The organism is Rhodococcus sp. OK302 (genome assembly GCF_002245895.1).
In the GTDB taxonomy this organism is placed as follows: Bacteria; Actinomycetota; Actinomycetes; order Mycobacteriales; family Mycobacteriaceae; genus Rhodococcus_F.
Genome location: NZ_NPJZ01000002.1, coordinates 13888 through 40177 on the forward strand (window position 1 = coordinate 13888; position 26290 = coordinate 40177).

Consider the following 26290-nt stretch of genomic DNA (forward strand, 5'->3'; position numbering starts at 1 on the left):
TGTCACGTTGTGATGTACACGGAATGCGCGTGGTAACACCAGAACACATCGAGGAGATGACGAAGGAAGTGAGTCGATGATGGTCGGGCGAGCATGGTCCGGTGATCGAACCCGCGCACAGGCATCGGACACCGACATCGTCGAATGCCTCGACGACCTGGCACTCAAAGAGCTACTACGGAATTCGGGTGGTCTGGGTTGGAGTGCCCGCCCTCATCATCATTATCGGGGCACTCCAACCCAGACCACCCGCCGCGTCGAAACTATCGATATTGGAGTGAAGGTCGCCTTCATTCTTAGGTGTCGGCCAGAGGCATGATCCAACCGATCCAGGCGTGGCCGCGTTGACAGCATTTCGATCGAAAGTTCACCGCATTGCATGCCTGGGGTTGCCGCGGCGGTCCCGGTGGCCACTCGCAAAAGCTGAGGTAGATCGACGGCGTAATGATCCGAGTTGCCTTCCTCGCAGCCCAAGTAGGTCCGTTCAGGGAGGAAGGTGCGACTGTTCTCCAACACCATCAACAGTTATCGCTGATAGTTGACCTCTACTGGCAGAACCGATTCGGTGGGTGTCGTTCCGTGTCAGAGACCGAGATCGTAGACCGATGGTCCGATGGTGATGCCGGCTTCCATGTCGCGGTGCGCCCTCACTGCATCCTCTAGTGCGTAGCGCTGATTGATCTCGACGCGAATCTTGCCAGAGGTCAGGTGATCGAAGAGCTCGCTGTATAGCTGGGCTCGTTCTGCTGGATCACGGGTGTAGTCCACGAGAGCTGTGCGGGTGACGAACAGCGATCCCTTGCGGGCTAATTCGAAGGCATCAATCGGGGGGATCGGTCCGGAAGACGTACCACAGCAGACCAGCAGTCCTCGCACCGCGAGAGAGTCAAGGGAAGATTGGTAGCTGGTCTTTCCCACGGTGTCATAGACCACTGGTACACCTCGGCCGTCGGTGAGCTCGCGCACCCTCGCCGAGACATCTTCGCGCGTATAGACGATGGTGTGAGTGCAGCCATGCGCCCGTGCCCACTCGGCTTTCTCGTCGGTCGACACCGTACCGATCACATTGATGCCCAGATGCCGAGCCCACTGCGTGAAGACGGTACCGACGCCGCCAGCTGCGGCAGTCAGCAACACTGTGTCGCCGGCCTTCAGCCCACCTACTCGGCGCAGCAGGTAGGCGCTGGTCAACCCGCGGGCCGTGACCGCCGCTGCAACATCGAAGGGGATTCCAGCGGGCAACTTCACCAATGATTCCGTCGGCATGACCCGCTCGGTGCTGTATGCACCCAGAGGGCTTCCGGTGTACGTGACTCGGTCGCCCTCTGCAAAGTTTGTGACACCCGGGCCCACAGCTTCGATTACCCCTGCACCCTCAATGCCCAGCCCGAGGGCAGCGGGGCTGGGTAGTAGCCGGTCCGGAAGTAGGTCTCAGCGAAGTTGAGTCCTACCGCGTGATGTCGGATCCGAACCTCTCCTACATCCGGGGCACCCACGTCGACCGATTCCAACTTGAGCACTTCCGGGCCGCCGGTTTCGTAAAAGCGAACTGCCTTGGCCATCGCGTCTTCTCCCTCTCGATTTTCATTGTCTTCCTGGATTCCCAGCCGTTTGGCCTCACCTCCAGGTGCTGGTCAACTGGTCGCACAACATGTGTTCATGTGATTCCCAATACCTAACTGGCACTTCTTGATCCACATGATCTGTAGCCTCGAAATAGCAAAGACTCATCACCGTGTCTGCAGGTGGGTATCCGCCTGCCGACACGGGATTTACAGGGCGTGTTTCATCCATCAAGAAATGAGCCTGCAGACTTCTTACCTGCGCGCGGCTGCCCAGGTTTGCTGCGGCGTGGTTACGCCCCCGGATTAGGAATTTAGGGTCTCTTTGTGCCGTCAATCAATACTGCTGCGAAGGTGATCATGCAGTTCCTGGAATTGTGGGTCTCCAGCAACGCGGGCCAGGTCTCGCGGACGCTCGATCCCTACGGGCACATCCTCAAGGATCTGCCCGTCTCCCATCAACACGATTCGATCCGCCAGCGCGACCGCCTCATGCAGGTCATGGGTGACGAAGACGACCGTTCGATGTTCCTCGGACTGCCACAGCGCCAGAAACTCCTCCTGCACGTGCACGCGAGTGTTGGCATCAAGCGCTGCGAATGGCTCGTCCATGAGCAGAACCTCGGGGTCGAGGACCCAGGTGCGAGCGAGCGCCACGCGCTGACGCATCCCTTGTGACAACTGCCACGGCCACAAGTTCGTGGCCGAACCCAGATGGACCTTCTCGAGCCAATCAGTTGCCCGATCACGCCGTTCTGCCTTGCCCACACCTCTCAGTTCAAGCCCGTATTCCACGTTGCGTCGAGCCGTCCGCCACGGCAGCAGTGCGTCTCTCGCCAGCATGAACCCCAATCGGTCACGCGCCTCGCGCGGCGCCTTACCTAAAACACTGACTTCACCGGCCTGCGGCTCCACCAGTCCTGCGATCGTGTTCAGCAAGGTTGTCTTGCCACAGCCACTGCGGCCGACCAATGCGGTGAACTGTCCAGCAGGGATATCGAGGCTCACATCAGAGAGCACTTGACGCGTGCCACCCGAGCCGTCGGGAAAGCTCACCGACAAGTCCCTGATCGAGATCGCGGCGCTAACCACATCGGCTTCCCCAGGCAAGGTAGGGGTGTCGAAGGCCAACCTGTCGTGCATGCGTAAGTCGGACATTGAAAATCTCCTTGTGCTGCCTGAGGCAGTAGTCATCGATCGGCTGGCGGTTGCCAAACAAGCAGTCGTTGCTCAAGGACGCTCATCAGTTGATTGAGGGTCGCCGCAATGACGGCCAACATCAGCAAGATGGCGTAGACGGCATCCATTCGAAATGTTGCGGAGTAGCTAGAGATCAGCTGTCCGAGCCCATCCTGAGCCGAGATCAATTCGGAGCCCACTACTCCGAGCAAGGAATAGATGAGGCCAAGCCTTAGTGCGGCAAAGATCGCCGGGGTGGCGACCGGAATGAAGATCTTCATGAATAGATGTCGCTTCTTCGCACCGAGAACCACCGACAGTCGCATCCATTCCGAATCCGTGGATCGCACTCCAGCACGTGCTCCCGACATAACAATGAAGAACACCAAGGTCACTGCCAACGCAACCTTGGCAGTGGTGTTGATGCCGAAGGCGACGATGAGCAGCGGGGCGAGCGCGATCCGAGGCATCGCATTGGCCGCATCCAGGAAAGGATCCAGCACCTTCTCCAGCCGTGGCAGAAGACCCAGCGTGATGCCCGCTGCAACCCCGGCAACGCTGCCGATCACCCAGGCGATCGAGACCGCGAGCATCGTAGCCTTGGTGTTGCTCCAAAGCTCACCGGACGACGCCGCCTGTGTCAAGTAGTTGTAAGCCTCCCCTGGAGACTTGGCCAGCACCGGGTCAGGCCACTGGAGTTCGGCGCACAGTTGCCATAGACCGAGCAGACCCACACCGATCAGGAGCTGGATGATCCGGATCTTGACGTCCCAGCGACGCACCCGGGATTTCCCGCTCGATGGCCCTCGCGCAGAGGCATCGGTCGGGCCTCGAAGTCCCTCGGTGATCCCCTTTACGTCAGGATCTGCCCGGGTGTCCGCCGCCGATTCCATTACTTCACTAGTCGACACGACCATCACCTTCTCGTTCACATCCGAACAACGACCATGCAAGGCTCGACCTCCAGCCGTTCACGTCAGATGACCATCCCACCGTTGGGGCTTATTACCTGACCGGTGATGTAGTGATCTTCGGAAGCCAGGAAGACCGCCACATTGGCGTACTCCTCCGGATCGCCAAAACGACCGATGGGGAACAACTGAGCCAACGAAGCCTGCTCCTCGTCGGTCGCGGACTCGAGGTATTCCTTGAACGGCGGGGTCACGACGGCACCGGGCGCGATACAGTTGACCAGTACGTTTGCTCCCGCCACATCCAGAGCCACGGTCTTGGTGAAACTTGCCACCGCTGCCTTGCTCGCCGAATAGCCGGGGCTGTGGGCGCTGGCGGCACCCAGCGCAGCGATCGAGGCGATGTTCACGATCCTCCCCCAGCCCTGCGGTTCCATGTGCTGCAAGGCGGCGCGGGTGCAGTAGAAGACGCTGTGAACGTTGACGCCCCACCACTTGAGCCAGTCGTCGTCAGTGAGTTCACGAGTCACACCCAGCGAACGCCGAGGAACCGGTTGCGTGAAGTACTCATACACGCGTGCCCGGCGCTCGGCTTCCTTGGGCGCGGACGGGACCAAGGCTGCATTGTTCACCAGGACATGCACGGTCCCGAACTCTCGAGTGACGGCGTCAAACGACTCGTTGACCTGATCGACGTCCGACACATCGCAGTCGAGTGTCATGACCGCCAGGCCCTCGCCGGCCAGATCCTCTTTTAGCTGCTTCAGGCCCGTTTCGCTGATGTCCAGTGCCGCTACGTGTGCGCCCTCGCGAGCCATCGCGATCGCAATAGCTCGCCCCAACCCGTTGCCAGCACCGGTGACCACAGCCACCTTGTCTCGAAGCCTCATTCGATTCTCTCTTTCTTCGTCCGTTACGTTCATAGTCGTCACCCCTCAGCCGCAGTTCTGGATCACACTCGAGTCGAACGGGAGGTCCCCGCCGCCATCGAGCACCCAGTCAACGTTGTAGTCCCACGCGGCTGCATCGAGCTGCATTCGCCAGTAGTTGTGTTCCTGCTCCCAGATCGGACCGGCGACCGGCTCTGGGACATTGATGATCTCCGCGATGATCGCGACAGCGGAGTCTTTGTTCTGCGGGTCGGCGATCCATTCCACAGCGGCCTTCATGCTCTGACAGAATGCGTTCACGATGTCAGGTTCGTCCTGCTGGAACGTTCTGGTCGTCGTATACATCGTGTGCAGACCCAACTCCTTCAGCTCGCCGGCGGGTCCGGCCACCCTGCGTGTCTTCATGCCTTCGACCTCGAACAGCCCGCTTGCATCGGAGGTCACCACCGCAGCGTCGATCGCGCCCGCACGCAAAGCTGCGAGATGTGCCGCGTAGTCACCGACGCCGATGAAGGTCGCCTCAATGCCATCCGCTTGCAGAATGGTCGTGGCTACCTTCTCGCCACCGGCTCCCCGTTGAGATACACCAATCTTCTTGCCAGACAACTGTTCGACAGTGCTGATCGGGCTGTCCTCTGGGACAGCTATGTAGAGGTCTAGCTTTCCGTACGGCGGGAGGACAACGATCGGTGAGCCCTCCCCCATCGCGGTGAGGACATTCGCGGGAACTCCGATCGAAATTTGGGTGCTTCCACCGATCAGCGCAGCTGTATGCGCGGGACCTCCAGCGGCCTCAACCGTATTCACGCGGAGCTTCGCACTCTCGAAGAAGCCCTCTCTCCGTGCAACCTCGAATGGCAAGGTGACTGTGCTGTCGGGTGTATGCCCAACCGAGATCGTGGCGATACCGTCCGCATCTTTCTCCAGTGCATTGGACTCAGATCCACATCCTGTCAACAGCAGCAATCCGGTCAGCAAGAATGCGGCCACGAAGGGGTTCGTACTCATGCGGATATCCGCGGTGTTGAAGTTCATCCGACTGCTTTCTTTTTGATCGGCTCATTCATCGGCCACCCACTCCGTGAGGGCAGTGCGCACCTCGGAACAGAATGTGATCTGGGTAACGTTAGCTTGATAATTTGGGTTGTGCCTTTCATTTCCAGACACATTTGCTATCAAATTGAGACATGGAACGCACAAAATTGAGCTCCGAACGGTCATCGGAACGGACCCATCAGCCCCACTGCCGCTATGCATCTACTGGTTATCTCAATCTTTGCCTTGCTATCGGTCTCGACCCGGCAGGCCTAATGCGTGAGGTCGGCCTCGACCCGGCAGGTTTGCTGAATCAGGACAACTGGGTGCCAGCCATCAGTGTGGATCGCCTGCTAGAGGCCTCTGCCCTCGCAAGCGGACGCACTGACATTGGCCTGCAACTTGCGCAACGCCGAACACTGTCGAACCTCGGCCCCCTGATCGTGGTGCTGCGCGAAGAAACCGACATCCGCAGCGCCACGAACCTACTGATCAGATACAGCCACACCTACAACGAGTCACTCCGCTTCGGTGTGAAATACGAAGGGGGGCTTGCCCAGTTCTACTTCGGCTTCGATTTCGGCACAGATTACGAAGCGTCGCCGCAGTCCACAGAACTGGTACTAGCTGGCTTGTGCGACGTCTTCCGTCTCTTCCTCGGTCATGACTGGATACCGGTGGTGTGCTCTTTCCCGCATCCGGCTCCTGCCGACCTCACCACACACCTCGCCCTATTCGGACCACACCTCAAGTTTGACGAACCAGTCGCTGGAATCTCGCTCTACGCCGCCGAAGTGGACATCGCGATCCGCGAGTCCGACCCAGCGATTCTGGCCTACGCGCAACAGATGCTGTCTGCGGTCGCCGAGCCCAGATCCGATGTTGTCGTAAACCGTGTCACTCGGTTGATCGAGAGTCTTCTCCCAGCCGGGCGTTGCTCGACCACGCAAGTAGCCCACCACCTGGGCATCGACAGGCGGACACTGCATCGACATTTGGCCGTGGAAGGAACCACATTCTCGGCACTGCTGGACCGCACCAGACTGGTACTTGTAGAGAGAGCCCTACTCAGCCGACGCTACTCGGTGACAGACATTGCAACGATGGTCGGATTCGCCACACCGACAAGCTTGACCCGCTGGTTTCACACCAAACACGGGCTCAGTCCGACCGGATGGCTCCACGTAGCGGACAATCGGCCGGCGGAATCTCGCAGCCAAAAGTAAAGGCTCCGACCGTTTCCCGGCGACGGTGTGACGACCTGCTCGGTTCCCTGATTCCAGGCTTGTCTCATCCGGACTCCAACTCCACTGCGACAGCAGCTTCCGCTCGGCACGTCGCAGCTGTGGCGCCCTCGGACCGAGTGCGCCAGGTCGCAATCGCCGTGATCTGACTGCACGTCAATGATTTTCGTGCATCCACGCCGAGCTCGACGGTGCGAATCAAAGCGGTCAACGCATTGATTGCGCGCGGGTCGTTCACACGTTATCTGTTCGCGAGCGACCACGAGAGATGCGCATCGCCACTCGTGATCCGGCCGCTCGTGGTTGACGCAGTCGATCGACATCGAAGGGTAGGACTGAGCTGGCGATGCGGACGGCATCGAGATCGTCGGTCTTACCGACTCCTCGCCGATCTCCTGATGCCATTGCGGAAGGTTCGACAACCGAAAATCCTGCCACAAGAACGCGGTCGGAGAGCCCGGCTCCGTAGGAGCCGATACCTTCGATGACCACGAGAGCGGTTTGTTGTCCTGCTCGGTGTGCAATCCACGTGCGGGCTCGCCCGAGTCCCGCCGGGCTTGCTGGAAAACTTGCTTTGTCCTTCCGCGGCAACGGTTGTGGCGGTCACGACGCACAGCGCGTGGGTTGCGGCGTGGGGTATCGACTCCGATGACGATCTCGTAGTGATCTTAGGGCGACAGGCATTTCCGGCGGATGTCGCTTCGGATGGGCGACGTCGTTGTCGGCGTCGGCCCGGAAAGAGCACTTCGAGGCAGGCTTGTAGTGGGCCACGACCTCGCGGCAACGGGGTCGGGCAGGCTTGAAAATCAAGCCACCGAAGCAAGACCGGACCGGCGTCGCCACAACAAGTGGACAGATCCCGGCAAGTGCATCCGATAGGGAGCAAAGCGATTCATGGGTCATACGCCGTTGTAGCGGCGACACCCATCCTGTCAGCCAGCCCGGGCCGGCCATCACAAACACTTACAGGCGGTTCAGTTGCGGCTCCGCACATGCTCCAGATGTTCACGACTGCCGGGTCATGCGGTGAAATGGTCGCGTAGATCCCGCTTCTTGAACTTGCCGGTCGCGGTTCGCGGAATGGTGGAGACGAACTCGAAACGCTCGGGCAGTTGCCACCGGGCGAACTCGCTCGAGAGGTGCTCACGAAGCTGTTCCGGATCGGCGGTCATACCGGATCGCAGGACGAGCACCGCCAACGGCCGTTCACCCCACTTCGTATCGGGCACGGCGATCACCGCGGCCTCCGCCACCGACGGATGCGCCATCAGGTGATTTTCGAGATCGACCGAGGAGATCCACTCGCCACCCGACTTGACGAGGTCCTTGGAGCGGTCGCAGATCCGGATGCAGCCGCGGTGGTCGATGCGGACGATGTCCCCGGTGCGGAACCAGCCGTCATCGGTGAAACTGTCTGCGCCAGTGCCGTTGTGGTAGCCGGACGCCACCCACGGGCCACGCACTTCGAGCTCACCCATGGCGACGTCGTCCCATTCGATGAACCCGTCGTCCTCGTTCCGGGCTCGGATGTCGAAGAACGGCATCGCGACACCCTGTCGGGCCCGGAAGTCATATTTTGTGTTGTCGTCGCAATTTTCGAGGTCTGCCGGGAGGCGGCTGACGGTGCCCATCGGAGAGGTCTCGGTCATGCCCCAGGCCTGCACGACCCTCAGGCCGTGGCGGTCGAATCCCTCGAGCAAGCTGCGTGGAGCCGCTGCTCCGCCGACGATCAACCGGTCGAGGTGGCGCAAATCCCAACGCTGCGGTTGCGCGTCGAGGGCGTCGAGCATCGCCATCCACACGGTCGGGACTCCCGCGGTCATGGTGACCTTCTCGGTTTCGATCAGGTCGAGGACGCTGACGGCGTCCAGTTTCGGTCCGGGTAGCACCAGCCGGGCACCGAGGAGTGCGGCGGCGTAGGGAAGTCCCCAGGCGTTGACGTGGAACATCGGTACTACTGGCAGCAGGGTGTCCTGCGTCGAGACGCCCAACGCGTCGGGTAGTGCGACGGCCATCGAATGGAGCACGATCGCACGGTGGGAGTACACGACGCCCTTGGGTCGGCCGGTGGTGCCGGACGTGTAACACATTGCGCCGGCTTGCCGTTCGTCGATGAGAGGCCAAATCATTGGTTCGGCGGAAGCGATGAGGGTTTCGTAGTCGAGCATTCCCGCCGGCGCCGGTCGATCGTGGGCAACGACGATGACATGGTCGAAGTGGTGTGTGAGTCGGAAGCTGTCGAATACCTCGAGTAGGGATTCGTCGACGACGATCACCCGGTCCTGGGCGTCGCCGACGATGAAGGTCAGTTCGTCGGCGTGCAGTCGTGGGTTGAGGGTGTGCACGATCGCTCCCATTGCGGGGACGGCGAAGTACATTTCGAGGTGCTCGGCTTGGTTCCACAGCAGGGTTGCGACTTTGTCGCCGTCCCCGATGCCGAGGTCGGCCAGGGCGGTCGCCAGCCTTCGTGCTCGGCGTGCGCATGCTCCGAGGGTGGTGCGGGCGATGCTGCCGTCGGGTCGGCGTGTTACGACGTCTTTGGTGCTGTGGAATTGTTCGGCGCGCTCGACCACAGCGGTCAGTGATAGGGGGTAGTTGTCCATGGTCAAGCCATTGGTCACGTGGAACTCCTGGGTGGGGTGGAGAAAAATTCTGCGGCAGCGGATCTGTCGCTGATCTCGGGATATGGCTGGGGGCGGTACGAACCGCCCGGAAGGTGGGGCACGAAACCTAGATTCGTGCCCCACCGTGTACACGAGCCGGACTGCTAGGCGTGGTGGGTGAAACCGACCTGGCCCGGGCGGCGGTTCGGCGCGTAGCCGACCTTGGCGAGGGTCTCATCCACGTCGGCGTAAGTGGTGCCGATCTTGTAGATATCGCGGGCATCCTTGCCGGTGGCGACCTCGCGGCCGAGTTCACCGGCGATGCGCACGAGCTGCTGAATCTGCTGAACCGAGGTCATCTTCTCGCCCTTACGGCCCCAGAGGGTGTCCTCGTTGCCGCATCGGGTGTGCAGGCCCATCGCGATCGCCATCGTGTTGACCGGCAACACGCTGCGCATGAGGGACTCGAGAGTCAGTGCCGCGCCGTCGGGGACACGCTGGATGAAGTTCATGATGTTGTACGGATTGGGTCCGTCGAAACCCCCGCCGATGCCGGTCCACGTCACATTCAGCGGTCCGGTGTAGACGCCGCGGCGGATGAGCCGCTCGACGGTCTCAAGCCCCGGGATACCGGTGAGCGCGAACAGCGGCTGGATGCCGGCGGCCTGCAACCGTCGCAGGTGCTCCTCGACCCAGGCCGGACCGGCGGGGATTATCATTTCCCGGTACGTCTCCTGCAGTTCCGGACGCGCCAGGGACGTGCCCGCAATGTCGTCCGCGGTCATCAACTCCCCGATGTTCATCTGGTTGGTGTTGATCGCGATCGTGACCTGGTCGGGCTTGGGGTCCAGCTCGGCGAGCATGTGCCGGGTGTCGTCGGAGAGCCACTTCGCGTCGGCGCCTTCACCTTCCGGTGCGAACGAGATCGACCCGCCGACCTGCAGAACCATCTCGGGAACCGCTTCACGGAGCCGTCCGAGGAGTTCGTTGAACTTCGAGAGCCGCTTTGAGCCTTTGCCGTCGAGTTCGCGAACGTGGACGTGCAGCACCGATGCGCCGGCTTCGTAGCAGTCCACTGCCTGCTGGACGTGCTCATCCATCGTGACGGGGAGATCCTCGCGGAAATCGTTCGGTTCCCATTCGGGGCCGTACGGGGCGGCCGTGATGACCAGTTTCTCCTGGTTTTCCGGGAAGAGTGCATCGTCGTGGAAGTGCATGGTGTAGCTCCTGTCGGGAATGTTGGAAAGTGTTGCTTAGGAGGGTTGTTCGACGGAACCGCAAGTCCGCGATGGTCGAATGAGAGCGCCGCCGGCGGGTGATCATCTGACCGACAGGGATGCCCAGCGAAAGCGACCGCGCGGACGGATGCAACAAGTGCGGTGACACCAGTCACGTTATATGGGTTGAGTCGACAAACCCTTTCTGATTGGGACACATTCTCTGTCAACTTGGGACATCGGGTTCTGATGACGGCACTGACGCTGCGGAGTTCGGTTCTGAACGGGCATGTCGAGCATCCAGCCCTTCGGCACATCACCCCAGCTCGCGGCCCAACAAGGCCGTCTGACGCTGTAAAACCGCCGCCCCGTGATACATATCCGGGCATGCACTTCACCGCCCTGCACCGCCTACTCGGATACCAGCCCGGTCCGATCACCGACGAGATGATCGACGACGCCGTCACCGCCGGACTCAGTGAAACCGCCGACCTCGACTGGAAATCGGAATTGCCACCGACCAGCGGGCTAACCAAATCCGATTTCCCGAAGGACATCGCCGCGATGGCCAACAACGGCGGCGGCATCATCGTCTACGGAATAAAAGAAGACCAAAGCAGGGCCACCGGCCGGTGCGACGTCGGCGAGCTGACCGAAAATCACGAACGCACAATCCGGAGCGCCGCGGTCACCGCGATCACCCCGTCGGTCTTCGGGCTCGACATCGTCCCGATCGGAGAAGCGAGCAACCAGGTCGTGGCGATCATCGTCGGTCCCTCCGTCGACAGCCCTCACCTGATCTACCGGGACGAGTACTTCGGCGCTCCGATCCGCAACGACGCAGACACCGTCTGGATGAACGAACGCCAACTCGAACTCATGTACCGCGCCCGCTTCGACGAACGCCGCCACGCCCACGACGCACTCGACCATCTCTACGAGGAGCAAGTCTCCGGCAGGGACACCGGCAACCGTGCCTGGATCATCGCTGTTGCACACCCGCGAGTGCCTGCATTGACCCAGACTCGGCCGACACTCGCGGACGCGCAGGGAATGTTCGACGCTGCCAACAGCCACACCTACACCACCACAGGGAGATCGCCCCTGGGATCGGTCTACTGCCAGAACCTCCGCCCAGGACTGCGCCGATGGATCGCTCCTAACGGGGCGGACAACGATCCCACCAGATGGAGGGAGGCGTGGGCGAGCATCCACCACAACGGTTCCGTCACCCTGGCAGCGGGCGATCGGCGGACAACGCGCAACCGGCATAGTCCTTGCAGCCGATCACGTCGATTCCGCAGCCGTCGAGCACGCGGTCGCCGACCTCATGGCCCTGGTCCGCGTCGCCGGCAAACGATTCGGAACGAACGAATACGAAACGCGTGTCGGCATCGAATGGACCGGCGGCACACCCCTGATCATCCAAACCGCTGATGAAGACAACGAGTCTGATACCCGCGGTTCTCTCCCCCTGGCCCGGTACAGCCCCGTCACCACCACCGTCCTCGCCTTCGCCGACGACGCCGACTACCTGCGGCAAATCCGAGAACTCGCCGAAGACTGCATCAACCAAGGCGGCATCACCAGACTGCGTGCCATCCGTGCCGCGGAACCCGCCCGGTAAATTTCCTGTTCTAGCGCTACCGGAGCAGACATCACGCGTAGCCCGTCGTTGCCTACTCGCTATAGCGCTCACACATCGACAAACGCCGCGCCGGCGCGCGTGAGCAACACAGAACCGGATGAGGAATGAGTTCGACGTGAACACCGAACCGCCGTACCGGCGTCGGTACTCACGTTCCAAAAATGGATCTGAGCAGGGCAAATGACACGTCCCCTACCCGCGGTGCAGGTCGCCGGCGCCGCGGGTAGTGCACGGCATCGGACACCACCGCCGGGACTCATTCCGGCCTATCGGATCCGGGTTCCGTTACGTTCGTCGAGAACTCGATCGACAACAGTCGTCGAGATCGGAAAGGCCGGCCCTTGAATCGAGCGTAGGTATCGGCGTACATCGGACAGCATCGCAAGTTCTTCATCAAAGCGACCACTCATATGCGGAGTATGCAGCAAGCCGATCGCACAAACCGCGCCGGCGGCACACGCCATCACCCAGCTCAGAAAGCGAAGGGCACCGTGCCGTCACCTATGACGGTAGCCCGGCTACCGCCCAATATCACCAAAAAATAGGCATTGACCATAGGAAACGACACGTCCCCTCCCCCGATCACGTGCCGGATTTCCGGCGCCGAGCGAGAAGCTGCGGTCAGACTGGTTTGAGGAGCTCCGGGGTGTTGTTGCGGGGCGAGTTGACCGCGGTTCCGACTTCGTAGGGTTCGAGGTGCGGTTCGGGAACCGAATTCAGCAGCGCGTCAACGTCTTCGAGGCTGGTCAGGTCGGGGTCGAGCCAGTGTTCCCAGAATGTTTCCGGGAGTATGACCGGCGATCGGTCATGTATGCGCCCGAGAGCATCCTGCGCTGGTCTCGTCAAAACTGTTGTCGTCCAAAGCCATTTGTTCGGATCGTCCTCCGGGAGGTCGGGATTGGGCCACAGTTCGTAGAGGCCGGCCATCGCGAGGACCCCGTTCCCGTGCAGGAAGTAGGGAGTTTTGCCGTGCTCGTTCTTCTGCCACTCGAAGTAGCCGTCGGCCGGCAGGATTGCGCGCCGTTTGGATGCCGCCCGTTACGTCAAGGTGACTGACGCAAGTCAATCAGGCAGTGTCGACGGAGATTGCATCAGCAGTTACCCAGAGCCACAGTCCGAGACCTGTTCTGCCATCACCTGTTTCGGCGTACACCTGAACGCAGCCAAGCCACTGCCCGTCGGTCCTGTTAACTGCACCTTCTGGACATAGTCCGCGAATCTGACTACGGGGGTGGGCGGGATGGACGAGATACGGCGAGCGCTTCGCGAGGGGCGCGTCGAGCTACCAGCGGTGGGGAACGTGCAGTGTGTCGAGCCGCCGGGTGTGGTGCCGTACGGGGTTGTTGTCGACGGGGTCGAAGTCGAACCGATCTCGTCATACCTGGCGAGTCTTGTGCTGTGCGACGTCAGCCCGTTGACCGTGCGGTCCTATGCGCACGATCTGCTGAGGTGGTGGAAAGTCCTGGCGGCGCTGGGCGTGCGATGGGATCGCGCCACCAGGGAGGACATCGAGGCGATGGTGGGATGGATCGGGTCAGCGGTCAACCCGCAGCGACGACGCTCAGCGTTGTCTGTGTCGCAGCCGGGATTGGTGAACCTCAAGACCGGGAAACCGGTCCTGCCTGCGGGATACGCACCGACAACGATCAACCACGCGTTGACCGTGGTGTATGGGTTCTACGAGCACCACCTCTTGTACGGCCGCGGCCCGCTGGTCAATCCGGTGCCCAAAGACCGAGCGCATCACTCGTCGTCAGCGTCCTCATAGACGAGGACTTCAAAGTCCTCGTCATCCGAGTAGCGCCACTCACAGGACGCCCACGCCGCCGGATTCGCTTCCGCCACTATCTGCTTTATGGCTCGCTCCACCGACTCTGCCCAATCCGTGAACGACATTCCCTTATTGCGCTCCAGGTATACCTCGTAGTCAAGACCGGCATGCCAAGGGAACGACCCCCCCGGATAGCGATCCAGGAATACGTCGTAGTCGAGATCGGCAGTCCAGCCGGACATCATCCACTGATCCTCGCCCTCGGGTTCGAGCTGTCCGTAATTCGGCTCCAGCCCCTCTCGCTCCATCAGCGCCCAGACTGCGGGCAGTACCAAATTGGCCTGCTGCATAGTGAGAGGAGCCCGAAGTTCGAAGGAGAAACGAAACAATCTCTGCATGAGCCGGAACCCTAGCAACAGACCCCTGGCGTCGTCGGGGGTCCGTCGGCCTCGTGGTCTCGGAGATGCTCCCCTCGTCGTCGGGACCGCCACGAAAGTATTACGCGCTCAGCGACGACGGCATCGTCGCGCTCGCCAACGGTACTGCAGGGAACTCGCCGACACCGATCCTCAGTTCGCCGGGATCCACTTCCGCCCACACGATTTCCGGCGACTATTCGCCACCGACCTGGTCAACAGCGGACTGCCCATCCACATCGGAGCTGCCCTGCTCGGTCACCTCGACCTCGAGACCACCCGCGGCTACGTTGCCGTCTTCGAATAGGACGTCACCCGGCATTACCAGGCCCACCTCCAGCGCAGGCGGGAACTACGTCCCCCTGAGGAGTATCGGCCGGTCACTGATCAGGAATGGGCCGACTTCGAAGAGCACTTCGACAAACGTAAGGTCGAGCTCGGATCGTGCGGCCGACCGTACGCCACACCCTGCAGCCACGAACACGCCTGCATCCGCTGCTCGATGCTCCGGATCGACCCGAAAATGATCAGCCGCCTCACCGACATCGAAACCGATCTTGAGCAACGCCGTCAACGCGCGCACGAAGAAGGCTGGCTCGGTGAAATCGAAGGCATCGACCTCACCCTGACCTTCCTGCGCAGCAAACGTGACGAGGCGAGCCGCCTGTCGATCCGGAACACGGCCCTCGGCACACCCGGCCTGCCCAGTAGATAGGCGAACGCTGAAATACCGACGGACGCCGTGAGGGGATCCCTCCCGAGGCGACACTTCGTTGCAGTCCGCGGAGTGAACGCCGTGGTTACCGACACGTGCGACGTGTTCACCCGCATCCACTCGATGTACACGACCACCGAGGACGACAACACCGCCGCGCTCAACGCCACGGGCGGATGAGCGCACCCCGCAAGCCTGTGCGAGAGTGCACTTTCCGTCGCGACATCTCGTGCTGACGACGGATATGTGCACACTCGACAAACCCACCCACCGAAAGAGAACGAATGAGCACGCACTTTCCGCTTCGACGCCTGTTTGCCACGGCCCTGCTCACCGGCGCGGTCGCCGTGGCGGCAACGGGCTGCGGTGACGACGCCTCCGGTACCGCGCAGTCCGCGGAACCGGCCCCTGTCGCTGAACCGTGGGCCCCCGCGTCGCCTGCCGAGAGGCTCAAGGCGGCGGTCGCGCAGACTCTGAACGCGGGACCGACCCGGGTCACGTCCGACGTCAACGGCATCGTCACGGAGGCTCAGGTCGACTACTCGCAGCGGGTCGTATACATCTCGATCGGCGACCCGTCCTCCTCCGTTCAGAAGCTCCTCTCGCGGGGCGACGTCCTCTACATGCTGCCCGGGGAAGGCGCCCACGACGACTTGGAGCCCGGCACCTGGTACCGACTCCCGAACGAAGAAGGTGCGACGCAGATGCTGGCGAAGTCTTTCGACCCCGACCGGGTGACGAAGCTGATCCTGAGCTCCCGGGCGATCGTCCACAACGGCCGCAAGGACATCGGAGGCGGTGTCTTCGCGACTCACTTCTTTGTAACTCCCGACCCCGAGGCGATGGTCGACGTGGCCATGGAGTCGCTGCCCGAAGCCATGAAGTCGTCGGGTACAGATGTTCGCGAGGCGATCAGGTCGGAGCTCCCGTCGAGGATGCACTACTGGGTCGACGACTCCGGCTATCTGGTGCAGGAGTACGACGGCTTCCAGGTGAAGATGTACCACTCGTTCGGTGAGCCGCTCGACCTGCCGGAGTTCGACGAGGCCGCGGTCGAGGTCCTTCCGGGCGCCTGACAGTCGCTGACGGACGCGGGTCGTTCACACCCGTCTTCGGCCACACACACCCGTACTACACGCGCAAAACCCCTGCGCACCGGCGAAAAGCCTTGTGCACAGGGGTTTTCGCGCGATCAAGTTGACTGGTGCAGAGAAGACAATTTCAGCCACGCATAGAGATCTCCGCTCATGACGCCTTCCAACCGCACCCCTCCCGCAAGAACTCGAAGCGGAAGACGATCGGGACGTTGCGCGTTCCTGGCCAACGGCAAGGCCCGGTTCATCTCGATCTTGACCGGACGGGCGACAGCGCGCCGCCGCAGGGTGGGTGTCAGTGGCCATTGCTCTCGCCACGAGTCGAAGTCCGGAGCAGTCATGTCACAACGCTTCGGAAAGCAGTTGCCGTGCGGTCGGCAGCATGCGCCACTGCGTGTGCGCAGTGGATCCGGATTGGGCGCCCAGTTCCATCCTGCCGACGCGTGGACGGAATCCCCTACCCCTGACTTCGACCTCAACTTCAAGGGTTGTGACACGGCCACGCCCTGCCCCCAACCCGCCATAACCGAGCACACGCGAGTCGATGCGCACGTCGGCGCCGTCCCAGTGGCCATCTGTCACGACCAGGACGGATCCCTTAGATCTTATCCGGACCAACTCTGCGCCGACTGACTCTCGCTCACGATTCTCACTCCGCGGACGTTCGCGATCCAGACAATCGACCGCCAGTGTGACATCAGTGCTTCGAACTGTTGACCGGCAAGTCGGTGGACGCCGATTCGGGATCCCGAGCAAATCATCAACCGTCGTAGAACCGGTGTGCGTTAGAGACTCGTTGGCAAACCGGCGTCATAGAGCGACAGCACGTCTGCCGCGCCGCGGAGCGTTTCGACGACGCACTGTGCCGGCGAGGCGAAGATCTTCGGATAGTCGATCTCCCCGAGAGAGGGGACAACGTGCCAAGCAAGTTGTTCCGAATCGAGGGAGAACTGTGCGTCAACACCGTCCTTGTTTCCGCGGGGATCTTGCCGGCGCCAGGCGCCGTTGAGGTAGATCGCGACCAACCCGTGCAGAACATGTCCATCTCCATGCACGAGACGCTGGTAACACAAGCCAGTCGGAACGCCTTCGGATCGCAACACCGCCGCCAGCAGGTGCGACTTGGCATAACAGAGTCCGACGCGCTGCGCGAGAACCTCGCTCGCTGCCAAGGTGACCCGTGGATCCTGGACATCGTACGAGTGGCCTACCTCGTCTCGCACCCACTCGAAGGCGGCCTTGGCAAAGGGCACGTCGCTGCCTGCCCTCTGTCGCAGCGTCAGAGCAAGTGTTCGGATGGATTGGTCGTCGACATCAATGAACTCGTTGCCAGCCAGATAGTTTTCCGGAGGCGCGGCTTCGAGCACCATATCGGTGGTTGCCATTGAAGAATGATTGGGGAGCCCGCGCGGAACAGTCAAGCCCGCCAAACCAAAGCTCCAACCCAGGGTCAGTCTGCCTCCGTGGCCTGCAACTCGAAGACGGAACGTCGGATTCAGGAGTTCGGTGACCGCTACGGGGGTGATGTAGCGGATTCGACGGGTAATCGCAGCACAGCTATCCGTATAGTGCGTTTCCATGAATCCGACCATGCTCAGTGAACTGCTCCGCGACTCTGCCGCGAAGGTTCTCACTGAGCGACGATTGGATGCTTCTGCACTTCCGGCAGTCGTAACGGTCGAGCGTCCCCGCAACCCCGAGCATGGTGACTACTCCACCAATGTGGCGATGCAGGTCGCCAAGAAGGCCGGTACCAACCCACGCGATCTGGCCACGTGGCTGGCCGCCGCCCTGACGGCGGCCGACGGAATCGGTTCGGTCGAGGTCGCGGGCCCAGGCTTCTCAACATCCGCCTCGCCGCGGATGCTCAGGGTGCGATCGTCGCGAAGGCACTCGCCGAGGGTGCGGCCTACGGTGCGGGCGACTCGCTCGCAGGTAAGCGCATCAATCTCGAGTTCGTCTCTGCGAACCCCACCGGTCCCATCCACCTCGGCGGAACCCGCTGGGCCGCGGTCGGCGACGCGCTCGGTCGAATCCTGTCCATCCAGGGTGCGGACGTGACGCGCGAGTACTACTTCAATGACCACGGCGGCCAGATCGATCGCTTCACGCGCTCGCTCATCGCCGCGGCCAAGGGTGAGCCCGCCCCCGAGGACGGCTACGCCGGCGACTACATCGTCGACATCGCCGCCGACGTGCAGAAGCAGGCCCCGGGCGTCCTCGAGCTGCCCGAGGCCGAGCGTCACGAGACCTTCCGGTCCATCGGCGTCGAGCTGATGTTCACCCACATCAAGGACACGCTGCACGAGTTCGGCGTCGACTTCGACGTCTACTTCCACGAGAACTCGCTGTTCGAGTCGGGTGCCGTGGAGACCGCCGTCGAGACCCTCAAGGGTTCGGGCAACCTCTACCACGAGGACGGCGCGTGGTGGCTCAAGAGCACCGACTTCGGCGACGACAAGGACCGCGTCGTCATCAAGTCCGACGGCAACGCCGCCTACATCGCCGGTGACATCGCGTACTTCCAGCACAAACGGGCCCGCGGCTTCGACCTGTGCATCTACATGTTCGGCGCCGACCACCACGGCTACATCGGCCGCCTCAAGGCCGCCGCGGCCGCGTTCGGCGAGGACCCCGACACTGTCGAGGTCATGATCGGGCAGATGGTCAACCTCGTCCGCGGCGGTGTCGCGGTGAAGATGAGCAAGCGGGCCGGCACCGTGATCACCCTCGACGACCTGGTCGAGGCGATCGGCGTCGACGCGGCCCGGTACGCGATGATCCGGTCCTCCGTGGATTCGAGCCTGGACATCGATCTTGACCTGTGGACCAGTGAGAAGAACGAGAATCCGGTCTACTACGTGCAGTACGCGCACGCCCGGCTCGCGTCGGTCGCCCGCAGTGCCGTCGACCTCGGTGTCTCCGCGGAGAACCCCGATCTGTCGCTCCTGTCGGCGGAACAGGAGGGTGATCTCATCCGCACTCTCGGCGGGTACCCCGGCGTCGTGGCCAGCGCCGCGAATCTTCGTGAGCCACATCGGATTGCGCGCTACCTCGAGGAGTTGGCCGGCGCGTACCACCGCTTCTACGGTGCGGGCCGCCGAATTCTGCCGCAGGGTGACGAGGAGCCGGCGCCGATCCACACCGCGCGACTGGCACTGTGTGTTGCGTCCCGCCAGGTCCTCGCGAACGGCCTCGAGATGCTCGGCGTCTCCGCCCCGGAGCGGATGTGAACGCACGCCACATGAACGTCGCGGCCCGCCGAGCCATGTCAGCGGCGCGCACAAATCCTCTGCAAATTCAGGTCCTGAAGTGTCGAGACGCAGCGAGGATTAGCGGCACATACCGCGCACCATTGACGGATTCCGGGTGTGTCGTGCGCAGTCGCTAATGTAGCGGGATCAATGAGTGTGAGGTCTCCGCTCACGACGTCACCCGGATGATCTCTCGAGACGGGAACCCCGCCCCTTGGGTCAAGCCATCGCGCACTATGGGCGGATCTTCAAACCCTGCACATCCTGCGCCTGGCCGACGACGAACCCTATCGCCGGGAAGGCAAAATCCAGGCCAATCTCGGAGAAGGCCGTCACGACCTGGCGCGGGAGATCTACCACGGAAAGAAGGGGGAGATGACCCGCACCTACTACGAAGGCATGGAAGATCAGCTCTCCGCACTGGGGTTGGTGCTCAACTGCACAGTTCTGTGGAATACGTTCTACACCAACTGCGCCCTGGAACAGCTACGCGCCCAAGGCTATCCGGTGCTCGACGCCGACGCGCACCGGCTGTCTGCGTTCATCCGCACCCACATCGGAATCGACGGCCACTACGCCTTCCACGTGCCCGACCTCGGCGGAACACACCGGCCGCTGCCCGATCCCGATGCCCGCGACAGCGATTAACGGTGCGACCCGCCGCGCGGGCGAAGTCAGCCCGCGGTATGTGCGTGCGAGTCTGCTGCCCGACGACAAGGTTTCGGCGGTGCGTGATCTCGAAGCAGACGGGGTGCGGGTAACCATGGTCGGAGACGGCATCAACGACGCGCCCGCGCTGGCCGGGTCGTAGTCGCCAACCTAGTCATCGCCGCGTCCTTCATTACTGTCCTGGTGATCTGGGACCTCGTCGGGCATCTCCCGCTGCCCCTGGGTGTGGGGGGCTTGGTTATCTGCCCCTGCCAGTCTCCGGATGCTGGTAAGCCGACAGATCAGAACTTGCCGATGCCTGCGTCGCAGTTTGACGCGTGCGCTCTCTAAGGATTGCTGCGCGTCTTCGCGTTCTGACCTGGGCCCTTGCGTCGTGAACGGTGTCGGCGACGGACTGATGTGTTCGCTGCGGAGTTGTCCGGACGCGAGCGCGAGTTGGTGGCGTATCAGCTTGTACCGCAGTGAGTTCGGTGATCTGACAAGACCGATCACCACGCTATGTTGATCGGTGCCGGACTCCACATGCCCGAGCGCCGCACAGTCGTAGTGTCCAGCTGTGCAGGCTCGGTGTTCGGGTCGATTCGGGAGTACTTCTCGAGGCTGCCCCAGTCGCGGTCCCAGTCGCCATCGAGGTAGGTCGGGAGGGTGCGGCCGGTGGCGGTCAGATCGATCCACCCGAGCGGGCCGCCCCCGAAGTGGTCCTGCCACAGACTCGTCATCACCGCACCGGGACGGTCCGGGAGGATGCGGTACCCCGGGATCTGCGCCACACCGAGGCGATGGTTGAACGGCTGCTGGCACGGGAACTGCAGTGCCACTTCCCAGTCGATCATGGTGGGTGTGGTCGAGCCGAGCAGATCGTTGAGAGTGCGGGTCTGCGGAACCCGCGGCGGCGTCACGGCGACCCACTGATCAGCCTGGGTGTCGCTGTCATCGACCACAATCCGGACGGCGTTCGCCTCCAACGGAAGCTGGTCGAGCGGCACCCGGAGGTTTCGCCAGGAGGTGGCGGGCCCGATGTCGATGGGCAGGGCGCTGCCCAGGTTGTGAACGGTCCCATCACTGCCACGGACACCGTAGTCCAGTTGGATGCGGGCACCGGGGGTAGCGATGCCGTCGGTATTGACCGAATACACCTGACCCGCGACGGACATCGCGACAAGGTCACCACTGGTGGGCAGCGCGTACCAGTCCGAGGTCAGCGACGCCGGCCCGCTCGCACCGTAGGTGCCGAGGACCGGCGTCGTTGCCGGGTCGAGCCCGAAGGGCAGAGCAACGCTACTGCCGTTGACACCGGAGGCGCCCTGCCCACCGGCGGTACCGGCCGCGTTGCTGGACTTGGAGTCCGCGTTGTCGATCGAGTTCGCCATGCCCTCGGACGCGGACTCCTCGTCGGACGTCAGGTCGGCGGCCACCCCGTTCGGGGTGAATCCGACGTTCCGTGCGCCGAGCGCGTCCGCCGATGCGGCGGTCAGGGGTTGCAGCATGGAGGCGTTGGGGTCGGTCTCGACCAGTACGTCCTCAGCCAGTCCGCACGAGTGCCCGGCGAGGGCGCCGACGTTGGATTTCGCGAGCGAGAACGACGGGTACTGCGCAATCGCGCCCTTGGTCATCGAGAGCACGAAAAATAGGACCATGAGCGCGGCCGCGACCGTCAGCGGCGGAATCGACCACACTCGGCCTGCGGACGCGGATCTGTCTTCGTGCGGTTCCCGGAAGTAGCACCACGCGGCCACGAGCAGCATCACCACTGTCAGGCCGAGCAGGAACGTGCCGGCGCCGTGCCCGGCGATCATCACCGGCTTGTCCCACCACGGAATACCCCAGCTCGACACGTACCACCAGTTGTTGCTGCTGGTGAACGCCAAAGCGACGACGAAAAGCACGGCGGCGGCGAAGAATGCCCTGTTGCGCCTCGACCGCAACACCAGTGGACCCACCGCGACTGCGGTCAGGACGGCGAGCGAACCGGCCAGGCCGGCGAACACGCCGAAGTGGTGTGTCCACTTGGTGGGCGTGAACATCATCAGCGCCATCGCGGCGACGGTGATACCGACGATCCGGCGGGACGGGCCCGACGCGGTTCCGGGGATCCGCCCGCCGCGGCGCAGCATCACCAGCAAGCTGACGACGATCGAGAGCACTATCACGAACACCCCGAACCGTCGGGCGAGGGATCCGTCGGCGTTGATGACGAACAGCCACTCGTAGCGCTTGTACTCCTCGAACCACGCATTCGTCGGCGGGATCACGTGCACGCGTTGCATCTCGAAGACCCCGGCGAGAGTCTGGTCCGCGAACGCCGCAACCAGGACAACCAGACCCGCGGCGACGATCGGGCCGAGAACGGCGAGATAGCCGACAGTCTTGGCGCGCGCCGAAACAATCTGCAGCACCGGGCGGGCGCCCGCGATGAGCGCACCGAAGCAGATGATCCCCGACGGCCCGACAGTCACCGTGAGCGCGGCGACCAGCACCGCCACGGCAGCAGGGAGCAAGCGCCGAGTCGCGATCGCGCGTTCGACCGAGCACCACGTGAGCAGCACACCGGCAGCGACCATCGGCTCCGGACGCAGACCGTTGTTGTACGGGAGCCAGAAAGCGAGGAACACGAGCCCGCCGGTCCACAGGGCAATGCGGTTCTTGCGGACCGCGACGCCGAGGCGTGGGGCCACCTCGCGGCTGATCACCAGCCAGCAGACGATGCCCGCGATCAGCGCGGGGAGCCGGATCCACGGACTGGCGGTCGATATTTTCGTCATCAGTGCGAGTAGGTCGTAGTACGGGGTACCGAACGGCGCTTCCGGGACGCCGAACCAGCGGAAGTAGTTGGACATGTAGCCGGACTCGAGCGATGACCGTGCCATCGTGAATTGGTAGCCGTCGTCGGAGGTGGTGGCGCCGATGAAGTGCCACAACACCAGCGTTCCGACCACCACCGCGTCGATCGGCGTGAACTTCCACCAGCGTGCCGGCAGGAACCGCCGTGCCCGACGGCCGTCAAGCGCGTCGATCCGGTGCAATGCGAGGAGTGCGATCGCGGTCGTCAGGACGGCGATGATCATTGCGACGGTCTTCAGCAACGTGGGCGTTGAGGAGAATCGGGTGTCGAGATCGGCGTGCATTGACAGGCCCGCTGGAACAGTGCCCCGGAGATCGGTGAAGACTCCCACCATCTGCGGACGGAAGTCCCCTTCGAGAGTGGACCCGTCGCCGCCGGCCACTGTCGTGGTGGTTTCTTCTGCGGTCGACGTCACGGTGACCGAGCGCCCGGCGAGGTCGCCGACCTGGATCGAGAGGAGATCTTGGTCGCGCTGAACGATCTCGAACTGCGCGGGCCCTCCGTCGGAGCCGGGGTTGACCCGGGCGACGAGGCCGTAGCGTGCCGCGTCCGCCGTGCCGACCGGTGCGGTTGAGACCACGACACCGCCAACTGACGACAGTTGCTGCACCGCGGAAGCGGGGATCGTCAGGTCGAGTTCGAGCGGCGCGTACGACACGAGTGGCGCATCGACACTGGTGAGCGAATCCGACTGCGGCCAGGACAAACTCGCAGTCTCCTGCTGCACAGGCATGAACGGGATCGACACCGCCGCCAGGATCGCGAGCACCGATGCGACGACGGCAACAACCCGGATCTTGGTCACGTCCCGACGGGACACCGGGGTCACGGTCGGTCGGTCGGATTGTTTTCGGTCGTCCACGATGCTGTCGGTCACGACGTTCGATGCTAGACGAACCGACTGCAGAAAGGTTCCGGATGGTCTCTTTTGGCAATTTCAGTTCGGCAGGACAGAGGGGGTCGCCCCGCCAGCGCACGCGATGCTCGCCGGCCGCAGGTTCGTGCGACACGAGTTCGTGCGACACGAGGGTATTTCTCGCCTTTCGGCTGCGGGACGTAGCGGGCACCGCCGCAAAGTTGGACTGAGAAATTCAGTTTCAACGTCCGGGGAGCAGTTCTATGCGTGCACGAAGCTCAATGTCGGAGGATCAGCGGGAACTCTGCCTTTTCCACCAGTCCTCACGTAGAAGGACAGTCGATGTCCTCAACCGGTAGGCGGAAGAGATCGCAGTCGACGCCCACATACACCCGCGTGTCCACATACTCGAAGCGAACCTTCTCCAGCACACGCACGCTCGCGTGATTGCCCACCTCGACATGCGCACACAACCCGCACGACGACAATTCTGGTGCCGGATGTTCGAGATGCCAGTCCACCAACGCGCCGGCAATCTCCGTCGCGAAACCCCTGCCCCACTGGTCCCGGCGAAAGGCATACGCCAACTCACGGCAGCCATCGACCTCACCGAATCCTGCGCGGCCGATCATCTCGCCGTCGCGGTTCTCCACACGCCACTTCGTCCAGCCCCGGATCTGCTGCTCATCGAGATAACCGTCCAGTCGTGACCGCGCCTCCCCGTGGGTGTCAGGGCGGCCGTAACCGATGAATCGCATCGTGAGCGGGTCCGAATGCAGAGCGAGCAGGTCGTCGAAATCCTCTGGCAGCCACTGCGTCACCGTCAACCGGTCGGTACTCAGGATGGTTCGACGACTCATAGCCATCATCCTTGCAGTCAGTCGCGGCTTGAGTGCTCCGACCCAAACCAGGGGACGTGTCATCGCTACAGGTCAAAGGATGAAACGACTTCATTCTCACTATTGAGGCGTGAGGCTAGACGGGATTCGGTGAAAACCACGGAGTACCGCCAGAACAGCCGACGCCTGATACGGCAACCAGGAAGCTGCGCCTGCGCCGCACGCTTGATCTCTTCCAACGTCTCGGTCGGTGCGGCCGTGGGAGCTGTCATCTCGATGGGGAGCTTATCGGCAACCCTGCGGTGTTTGACGAAGCCGACAATCGGATTGAGGCCGAGAGCAAAAAGCGAGAACACTCGGTCCACGATCGTGGCCTCTCGGTAGCAGCCCACGATGACCAAACACCCACCAGGACTGAGCATCCCCCGCAACCGCCCCAACGTCTCCTCCAACGGCAGATGATGAAGCACCGCGACGAGCGTGATCGCATCGAAGCTCTCACCGCGACCAACATCTGCCAACGTCGAACACCGAATCCTCACGGCGACATGTGAAGAGAACCGTGCAGCCGCAATCTGCTCCGTCGCAGAGTCCGGTTCCACACCGGTGACAGAATCGAATCGCTGTGCCAAGCGGTCAAGCAGGTTGCCCGTTCCGCACCCGACATCGAGAGCACTCGAATGCGGCGCCCCGACCAGCTGCCGCAGCACCCACGGAATGTAGAAATCGTTGTGACTCCACGGATGCGCCTCATTGAAACTGTTCAACCTGTCGATCACACCCATCGCCCGAGCCTACTGAGTCCACACACATCACATCCGTCGCCGACTCTCCTCAGCGTGTTTTGCCGAGCCCTGCGCGGACCGTACCCCAACGCCGCAACACCCGCCCGTCTCCTCCACGCGAGAATCGAGTACAACAACCCGGACCAGACCTGGATGATCGTCACCATGACTATTGAACTGATCGCTCCGAACGAGGCACTGCACCAGTCATGGTTGGACGCACGCACAGAGTGGGGTGGCCCTCACGCACACCAACCCGGTACCGCTCTGGGAATCGCCGAACGACTCGGCTTGAATCTAGGAAAACCCGAAGACTTCAAACAATGGGTGCAAGAACTCAATGCACAACCTCACGGGCCGCAAACCCCTGACACGGTCCCAGCAACCAACTGGTGGATCACCCACGACGACAGATACCTCGGAGCCATCCAACTACGCCACAGCCTCAACGACTTCCTTGCCGACCTCGGTGGCCACATCGGCTACGGAATCAGACCTACAGAACGAAGGAAGGGCGTCGTGACCATAGCCCTACGGCAGGTTCTCGACCACGCAGCAACCGAAATCGGACTCGACGAAGTGCTGATCACATGCGACGACACCAACATTGGTTCACAGCGCACCATCGAAGCAGCGGGTGGGGTCCTCCACCACGTGCGCCACCCCGACAAATACTCCCACGACCGAGGCTTCGAAGGAAAGACACTTCATTACTGGGTCCCGACAAACCCACCAACCAGCTGAACATCTGAACCCCAAC

At 62.4% G+C, this 26290-nt stretch carries 25 protein-coding genes and 3 pseudogenes; 10 read left to right on the forward strand and 18 right to left on the reverse strand.

Annotated elements, in window-relative coordinates:
- Positions 1-582 precede the first annotated feature (582 nt).
- From BDB13_RS27475 to BDB13_RS27495, 5 genes and pseudogenes are all read right to left on the reverse strand, one after another.
- A pseudogene (locus BDB13_RS27475) lies at positions 583-1562 on the reverse strand (quinone oxidoreductase family protein).
- A gap of 333 nt (positions 1563-1895) precedes the next feature.
- A complete protein-coding gene (locus BDB13_RS27480) occupies positions 1896-2720 on the reverse strand; it encodes an ABC transporter ATP-binding protein (protein ID WP_254923076.1) in 825 nt (274 codons plus the stop codon).
- 32 nt (positions 2721-2752) lie between these two features.
- Positions 2753-3652 carry an ABC transporter permease gene (locus BDB13_RS27485; protein WP_254923077.1) on the reverse strand — a complete coding sequence of 300 codons (900 nt, stop codon included), beginning with the start codon at positions 3650-3652 and terminating at the stop codon, positions 2753-2755.
- Positions 3653-3717: 65 nt separating this feature from the next.
- Entirely contained in the window at positions 3718-4542 is an 825-nt protein-coding gene (locus BDB13_RS27490) for an SDR family NAD(P)-dependent oxidoreductase (RefSeq protein ID WP_094275888.1), read from the reverse strand.
- Positions 4543-4587: 45 nt separating this feature from the next.
- A complete protein-coding gene (locus tag BDB13_RS27495) occupies positions 4588-5550 on the reverse strand; it encodes an ABC transporter substrate-binding protein (protein ID WP_176459758.1) in 963 nt (320 codons plus the stop codon).
- Between the two features lie 179 nt (positions 5551-5729).
- Here BDB13_RS27495 and BDB13_RS27500 point away from each other — a divergent pair, with 179 nt between their 5' ends.
- Positions 5730-6803, forward strand: coding sequence for an AraC family transcriptional regulator (locus BDB13_RS27500; RefSeq protein ID WP_094275263.1), 1074 nt, complete (start codon positions 5730-5732; stop codon positions 6801-6803).
- Positions 6804-6867: 64 nt separating this feature from the next.
- Here the strand turns inward: BDB13_RS27500 and BDB13_RS27505 are convergent, their stop codons facing one another.
- The 4 genes from BDB13_RS27505 to BDB13_RS27520 all read right to left on the reverse strand — a co-directional run bounded on the left by BDB13_RS27505 (position 6868) and on the right by BDB13_RS27520 (position 10641).
- Entirely contained in the window at positions 6868-7059 is a 192-nt protein-coding gene (locus tag BDB13_RS27505; RefSeq protein ID WP_094275264.1) for a hypothetical protein, read from the reverse strand.
- Entirely contained in the window at positions 7056-7313 is a 258-nt protein-coding gene (locus tag BDB13_RS27510; RefSeq protein ID WP_094275265.1) for a hypothetical protein, read from the reverse strand. The genes BDB13_RS27505 and BDB13_RS27510 overlap by 4 nt, the downstream gene beginning before the upstream one ends.
- A gap of 527 nt (positions 7314-7840) precedes the next feature.
- A complete protein-coding gene (locus BDB13_RS27515; protein ID WP_254923078.1) occupies positions 7841-9442 on the reverse strand; it encodes a long-chain fatty acid--CoA ligase in 1602 nt (533 codons plus the stop codon).
- A 146-nt stretch (positions 9443-9588) separates the two neighbouring features.
- Positions 9589-10641 (reverse strand): 3-keto-5-aminohexanoate cleavage protein, encoded by a 1053-nt coding sequence (locus BDB13_RS27520; RefSeq protein WP_094275267.1) that lies wholly within the window; start codon positions 10639-10641, stop codon positions 9589-9591.
- Between the two features lie 387 nt (positions 10642-11028).
- Here BDB13_RS27520 and BDB13_RS27525 point away from each other — a divergent pair, with 387 nt between their 5' ends.
- Positions 11029-12078: an ATP-binding protein gene (locus BDB13_RS27525; RefSeq protein ID WP_254923079.1), complete on the forward strand. Its 1050-nt coding sequence runs from the start codon at positions 11029-11031 to the stop codon at positions 12076-12078.
- 477 nt (positions 12079-12555) lie between these two features.
- Here BDB13_RS27525 and BDB13_RS32315 read toward each other — a convergent pair whose 3' ends face one another.
- The gene (locus tag BDB13_RS32315) at positions 12556-12699 is read right to left on the reverse strand and encodes a hypothetical protein (RefSeq protein ID WP_176459759.1); all 144 of its coding nucleotides are present in this window, start codon (positions 12697-12699) and stop codon (positions 12556-12558) included.
- A gap of 211 nt (positions 12700-12910) precedes the next feature.
- Positions 12911-13324 (reverse strand): annotated as a pseudogene (locus tag BDB13_RS27535) (SOS response-associated peptidase); the annotation flags it as partial.
- 205 nt (positions 13325-13529) lie between these two features.
- Between BDB13_RS27535 and BDB13_RS27540 the strand changes: the two are divergent.
- A complete protein-coding gene (locus tag BDB13_RS27540) occupies positions 13530-14057 on the forward strand; it encodes a site-specific integrase (protein ID WP_094275270.1) in 528 nt (175 codons plus the stop codon).
- Here the strand turns inward: BDB13_RS27540 and BDB13_RS27545 are convergent.
- A complete protein-coding gene (locus BDB13_RS27545) occupies positions 14033-14458 on the reverse strand; it encodes a hypothetical protein (RefSeq protein WP_141210712.1) in 426 nt (141 codons plus the stop codon). The two genes, BDB13_RS27540 and BDB13_RS27545, sit on opposite strands and share 25 nt — an antisense overlap.
- Between BDB13_RS27545 and BDB13_RS32620 the strand changes: the two genes are divergently transcribed.
- The 3 genes from BDB13_RS32620 (at position 14457) to BDB13_RS27555 (ending at position 16267) form a co-directional block, all read left to right on the forward strand.
- Entirely contained in the window at positions 14457-14783 is a 327-nt protein-coding gene (locus tag BDB13_RS32620; protein ID WP_217902171.1) for a site-specific integrase, read from the forward strand. The two genes, BDB13_RS27545 and BDB13_RS32620, sit on opposite strands and share 2 nt — an antisense overlap.
- Positions 14784-14999: 216 nt before the next feature.
- Entirely contained in the window at positions 15000-15191 is a 192-nt protein-coding gene (locus tag BDB13_RS32625) for a hypothetical protein (RefSeq protein WP_217902172.1), read from the forward strand.
- A gap of 284 nt (positions 15192-15475) precedes the next feature.
- Positions 15476-16267, forward strand: a complete 792-nt coding sequence (locus BDB13_RS27555) for a hypothetical protein (RefSeq protein ID WP_094275272.1) — start codon at positions 15476-15478, stop codon at positions 16265-16267.
- A 116-nt stretch (positions 16268-16383) separates the two neighbouring features.
- Here the strand turns inward: BDB13_RS27555 and BDB13_RS27560 are convergent, their stop codons facing one another.
- The 3 genes from BDB13_RS27560 to BDB13_RS27570 form a co-directional block, all read right to left on the reverse strand.
- Positions 16384-16626, reverse strand: coding sequence for a hypothetical protein (locus BDB13_RS27560; protein WP_094275273.1), 243 nt, complete (start codon positions 16624-16626; stop codon positions 16384-16386).
- 1 nt (position 16627) lies between these two features.
- Positions 16628-16867: a hypothetical protein gene (locus BDB13_RS27565; protein ID WP_094275274.1), complete on the reverse strand. Its 240-nt coding sequence runs from the start codon at positions 16865-16867 to the stop codon at positions 16628-16630.
- Between the two features lie 203 nt (positions 16868-17070).
- Complete coding sequence (locus BDB13_RS27570; protein ID WP_217902173.1) at positions 17071-17670, reverse strand: transglutaminase-like domain-containing protein; 600 nt, start codon at positions 17668-17670, stop codon at positions 17071-17073.
- Positions 17671-17863: 193 nt separating this feature from the next.
- Here BDB13_RS27570 and argS point away from each other — a divergent pair.
- The 3 genes and pseudogenes from argS to BDB13_RS33850 all read left to right on the forward strand — a co-directional run bounded on the left by argS (position 17864) and on the right by BDB13_RS33850 (position 20350).
- A pseudogene (gene argS, locus BDB13_RS27575) lies at positions 17864-19518 on the forward strand (arginine--tRNA ligase).
- Positions 19519-19800: 282 nt separating this feature from the next.
- Positions 19801-20187 (forward strand): Tn3 family transposase, encoded by a 387-nt coding sequence (locus BDB13_RS27580; protein ID WP_441347256.1) that lies wholly within the window; start codon positions 19801-19803, stop codon positions 20185-20187.
- A 40-nt stretch (positions 20188-20227) separates the two neighbouring features.
- A complete protein-coding gene (locus BDB13_RS33850) occupies positions 20228-20350 on the forward strand; it encodes an HAD family hydrolase (protein ID WP_441347249.1) in 123 nt (40 codons plus the stop codon).
- A gap of 346 nt (positions 20351-20696) precedes the next feature.
- Here BDB13_RS33850 and BDB13_RS27590 read toward each other — a convergent pair whose 3' ends face one another.
- The 3 genes from BDB13_RS27590 to BDB13_RS27600 all read right to left on the reverse strand — a co-directional run bounded on the left by BDB13_RS27590 (position 20697) and on the right by BDB13_RS27600 (position 25530).
- On the reverse strand, positions 20697-23927 hold the full coding sequence (locus BDB13_RS27590; RefSeq protein WP_441347250.1) for an arabinosyltransferase domain-containing protein: 3231 nt from the start codon (positions 23925-23927) through the stop codon (positions 20697-20699).
- Positions 23928-24229: 302 nt separating this feature from the next.
- The gene (locus tag BDB13_RS27595; protein ID WP_176459760.1) at positions 24230-24766 is read right to left on the reverse strand and encodes a GNAT family N-acetyltransferase; all 537 of its coding nucleotides are present in this window, start codon (positions 24764-24766) and stop codon (positions 24230-24232) included.
- 65 nt (positions 24767-24831) lie between these two features.
- Complete coding sequence (locus BDB13_RS27600; protein ID WP_094275276.1) at positions 24832-25530, reverse strand: class I SAM-dependent methyltransferase; 699 nt, start codon at positions 25528-25530, stop codon at positions 24832-24834.
- A 54-nt stretch (positions 25531-25584) separates the two neighbouring features.
- Between BDB13_RS27600 and BDB13_RS27605 the strand changes: the two genes are divergently transcribed.
- The gene (locus BDB13_RS27605; RefSeq protein ID WP_254923080.1) at positions 25585-26274 is read left to right on the forward strand and encodes a GNAT family N-acetyltransferase; all 690 of its coding nucleotides are present in this window, start codon (positions 25585-25587) and stop codon (positions 26272-26274) included.
- Positions 26275-26290: the final 16 nt, after the last annotated feature.